The sequence below is a fragment of the Paracoccus marcusii genome, from assembly GCF_006151785.1.
GTDB classification, from domain to species: domain Bacteria; phylum Pseudomonadota; class Alphaproteobacteria; order Rhodobacterales; family Rhodobacteraceae; genus Paracoccus; species Paracoccus marcusii.
Window position 1 is genome coordinate 1 of record NZ_VDDD01000195.1, and the last position, 4,193, is coordinate 4,193.

At 58.0% G+C, this 4,193-nt stretch carries 5 protein-coding genes; 2 read left to right on the forward strand and 3 right to left on the reverse strand.

Annotated features, from left to right (window positions below):
* The 3 genes from FHD68_RS17860 to FHD68_RS17870 form a co-directional block, all read right to left on the reverse strand.
* Positions 1–298: hypothetical protein (locus tag FHD68_RS17860; RefSeq protein ID WP_167550433.1), on the reverse strand; the 298-nt coding region annotated here is incomplete at its 3' end.
* Positions 299–346: 48 nt separating this feature from the next.
* The gene (locus FHD68_RS17865) at positions 347–649 is read right to left on the reverse strand and encodes a hypothetical protein (protein ID WP_167550434.1); all 303 of its coding nucleotides are present in this window, start codon (positions 647–649) and stop codon (positions 347–349) included.
* Positions 650–1,252: 603 nt separating this feature from the next.
* Positions 1,253–1,888 (reverse strand): putative metallopeptidase, encoded by a 636-nt coding sequence (locus tag FHD68_RS17870; RefSeq protein ID WP_139086441.1) that lies wholly within the window; start codon positions 1,886–1,888, stop codon positions 1,253–1,255.
* A 148-nt stretch (positions 1,889–2,036) separates the two neighbouring features.
* Between FHD68_RS17870 and FHD68_RS19765 the strand changes: the two genes are divergently transcribed.
* Both FHD68_RS19765 and FHD68_RS17875 read left to right on the forward strand, forming a co-directional pair.
* Positions 2,037–2,165, forward strand: a complete 129-nt coding sequence (locus FHD68_RS19765; RefSeq protein WP_256480605.1) for a hypothetical protein — start codon at positions 2,037–2,039, stop codon at positions 2,163–2,165.
* A gap of 467 nt (positions 2,166–2,632) precedes the next feature.
* Complete coding sequence (locus tag FHD68_RS17875; RefSeq protein WP_139086443.1) at positions 2,633–3,373, forward strand: Crp/Fnr family transcriptional regulator; 741 nt, start codon at positions 2,633–2,635, stop codon at positions 3,371–3,373.
* Positions 3,374–4,193 lie beyond the last annotated feature (820 nt).

Here is a 4,193-nt window from a genome sequence, read left to right on the forward strand (position 1 = left end):
GGCTGCTCCGTCGGGAACGGAAGGCATAGCTGGCCGCCGCGCGCCATCCCGCCAGGATCGGAACGTGGGACCAAGCGCGAGCGGCCTCCACGACCAGGGGCAGCTCCGCATCCTCGAGGCGATCGCCCTCGTCGCGTGTCTGACCGATGGGCGCGGCGGCCGCTTCGATCCGGCGCAGGGCCGCGACCGGCGCGCCGAACGGATCCCCGGGTCGCCGGATGACGGTCAAGACCTTCAGGGCCATCTCGGCCGCCCGAGCATCCTCGTCCATCGCGGTGCCGCTGGTAAGACGCAGCACCATCCCCTGCGTGGATGCAGCCCTATTAATGTTGCCAGAAATCGATAATTACAAAGGGGCAAACTCAACCTTGATGCGCCCTGCATTCCAAAAGCGCCTCAGTTGCTCCAGCTTCTCTGGATTGTCCTCAGCCTCTTTAGACAGGCGATCGGTGACCATGCGATTGAAGGTGTCCACGCGTGCGACGACACTGGCGATTTCGGCATGAAGCGCTTCGGCCTCGTGGCGTTCCTGCAGGATGTATGGCTGAGCATCCGCGTCAAAAAGCCTACGCTCCTGGTAGGCGGCCTTCTCCAAGGTGCTTTTGACCTGCATCCTGACGTAATGCCCGACACAAATTTCGTCAGTCAAAAAACATCCCCTTATCGCCAATCATACCAGGCCTCCAGCAGCCACCTGCTCGTAGGGGATTATCCGGAGCGATCAGGCATCGCAACTATGGGTCGGGAGGCAGACGAAGTTCCAATAGGACCTTACTGCCCTACATATGCGCCATTATTAATACCGCATGCTTAGGGAGCCTCTCTCTGCCGATGATTCATCCACCGCGCTTTGCTCCTTAAAGGAACATAGAAGTCATCATCTTTGTGTGGGGTATCACACTAGAGGGTATGAATGGTTTCGATGATAGCACGCAAGTATGATCTGGCAGAGAAGGATTACCGCAAGCAAGATGGCCTTCTTCGCGGCAGGAAACTGGAGATCTTAGCGCTGTTCGCCAATCCACCAAAGCAGGCGAGAGACTGGACGATGAATGTTCGGATCTCGGTGTTCAGCTCGGCTTGTGCCATGATGCGATAGCCTCAGTTGGAAAGGACCAGCCATGCCAGTCGAAGAACATCCTGCTTATCCCGAATGGCGCCACGCAATCGACGAACTCAAGAAGGCTGCAGATGCGTATGACACCTGCTGTAGGCAGAATGCCCCGAACGCAGAAGTTGTCACAGCGAGGAGTCAGCTGGCCGAGGCGCAAGCCCTGTACGACAAGGCGCGTGACAAGATTGGCCTTGTTGCCGACAAGGTCGCTCCCCTGCAGGTCCCGCAGCATTGCGCGATGCCCACGGCTGCAATTTCCGGCTCGGCCTCGGCAGCCTCGATTAGCGCACGTATCCCGGCCGCATCGGCCCCATAGTGCCGCACCACACCAATGAATTCCTCGATGTCGTACCCACGCATTGTAAAGACAGGCCGCCCGGTCTGCCGATTGAACTTCGGCGCGCCGTACTCGTCCCTGTCTTGGGCGCGATGATAAAGCTCGTGCTCGATCAGCGCATAGGCCTCTGCGTCGGAAGCCTGTAGCCACCAGTTGGCGTCGAGGGTGATAATGAAGTCAGGGACTATTCCGAACCAGTCCGTCACCTGCAGCGTGGCCTTGGCGCGGCCCCATTTGCCCATGGCCCCCTGCGGTGCGCCCGGCTCGGCCGTGCCGATCACCATGCGACCCTTTTTCGCATTCGACACATTGGTCCAAAGGAAGCCGATCGAGGCTGAGTACAGATGCTGGTGATCCGGGTTCCGCAGCGGCGCGGCGGCGTCGGTGAAGAAGGCCGACGCCCCTTCGGCTAGGTCGGCCGCGGAGCCGAACCACATGCCACAAAGCCTTCGGACTGGTGGCATTGGGTGGTTAAATTGGTCCGTGGGGGCCATGCTCCCTTCGTCGAATTACGTATCTATTCGCTGTGAAAGGTCTAGGGTGCCGAGTCCGTCGAAATTCCGGCGGCTATACAGGAGCCAGAACATGGCCAAGGGCATGAACAAGCGAAAACGCGATGAGAAAAAGCCCAAGAAGGAAGCGCCGAAGGTAATCGCGGCGGCTCCGAGCACGAAGATTTCACTGGTCGGCGCGGCACTGAAGGTGGCCAAATGACAAATGCACCGCAGATCGCTTCCTCTGGCTCCATCGATGATGCCCGCGATGCGCGCGACGTTTTAGCCCTGTACGTGGTCAGTCGAGATCTAGGCATGGGGGCCACGCAGGCCGAGGCTTTTGCCATTCAGTCCATCGCAAACAGACGTACATCGCGTCTCTGATGCACTGAAGGGTGCGGGCTTAGCTGTCCGCACCTTTTTTGTTCTGCACGACGCATCCACTTCGCCAGTGCCGTCCCATGTCGAACAGGTCTGCGCACAGTCTTTAAGGCCAATGTCCGCACTTATCTCACGTTCGAGCAACATTTCCGGACAGTCACCTCTCACCACGACCAATGCTGCCAGTGCCAACGGCCAATGCGTGAGTGTCCAACAAACCAGCATCAGCTCTGACGGCCCAGACCGATCAAAAGCCGCCTTTGCGAAAATATCTGCTGCAACGCAAAGGTCTAACAGGAGGACACCATGGATCCTTGCGATAGCAACCTCCTGAGCCGGAAGCTTGGGGCATTTGTGGTCCTTTCTGGCGATGAGCTTTCTATTCTTGCAGCCCTGCACCAGCGCAGACGTTGCTTCGTCGCAGGGCGGGACCTGGTGCGGCAAGGTCAATCGCAGCACGCCGCCTATATTCTCGCTTCAGGCTGGGTCTGCTCCTACAAGATCCAAGCGGACGGCTCGCGCCAGATCATCGACTTCCAGATACCAGGAGATTTTTTAGGTCTGCGCAGCGTGCTCCTGCGGACGTCAGATCACAGCTTCGAGCCGATCGTCGACTGCGAAGCGGCAGAGGTGTCGGCAAGTGATCTGATCGTCGCGTTCGAGCAGGCGCCTCGGCTTGCAGCTGCAGTTCTTTGGGCTGCCTCCCGCGATGAGGCTATGCTGGTAGAGCATCTCGTCGGGGTTGGTCGCCGCGCCGCAGACGCGCGTGTCGCGCATTTTCTGCTGGAGTTATGTTCCAGGCTGGCGCTGGTCGGCCTTGGGAACCGCGAGGGATTTGACTGTCCTTTGACCCAGTATCATCTGGCGGATGCGCTTGGGCTGAGCGCTGTTCACGTGAACCGGGTGCTGCGCTCTCTGCGCGAACGGAAACTTGCGACTTTCCGCGACAATCATGTCTGCTTCCACGATTATGATCAGTTAGCCAGAATGGCCGGTTTTGACGACACCTATCTCGACCAGTCTTTACCGCTATTGCGGCGACCATAATAGCGTCGGCACTAGCTTCGCGAGCAAGTCGACCAGTAGCGCTCATCAGGAGGCTAGTGCGGCAATGGCGACGTCAGTGTGTTAATCCACTGCTCTACTCGCTGTTCTACTGTCCGGCCGTCCTGTGCCTGAGACGCCGACCTGGTGCCGTTCCTGATGTCTCGGCTCACAGACGGCATAACGTCAAGCCCGCCTGCCTTAGTTGCCATTTCCGTGTCATTCTCCAATGCGGCCCGCACGTCTGCCTGTGTCGTGCGTCGCATCTCCCGTGGTCCCGATCCTGCCCTCGGACCATAGATCAGCAGGAAAGCAGCTGCCTCCCGGAATGCTGGAAAACTGAGGCCATCAAGCAGTTCTTCTTCAACCAGCAACTCGTATTGCCCGGCAGGAAACTCGTCTGGGGATCCACGAAGAACGAACGGATGCTTGAAGACGATAACCGACGTGAAAGATCGCATGTACATCAAGTTCTCCTTGGAAGAAGGCCTCATTGGATTTTTGCAGGCAGGGTTTGAAAACGCAAAGGCGACTTATGGCTTGCCAACGTCACGTGAGCAAAAGTGACGTGAGGGCTGAGCGGCCGCCGCCGTACAGGCCTCACGCCCTTAACTCAGAACTTACACCACACCTCTCGTCAAACGAGAGCCTTATTTTTTTAGCAGGGTTTCACCCTAGATGTGCTGATGTAGATCAGTGACGTGCCGGGCAAAAGAAAGACCAACGCTGGTAGCAAATTGACGTCTTGCACGGCTCTGTTGCACAAATCGCGTCAGGGATTCATCTCGTGAATCCAGCGTGGTAGCTGTGATGCATGAGCAGA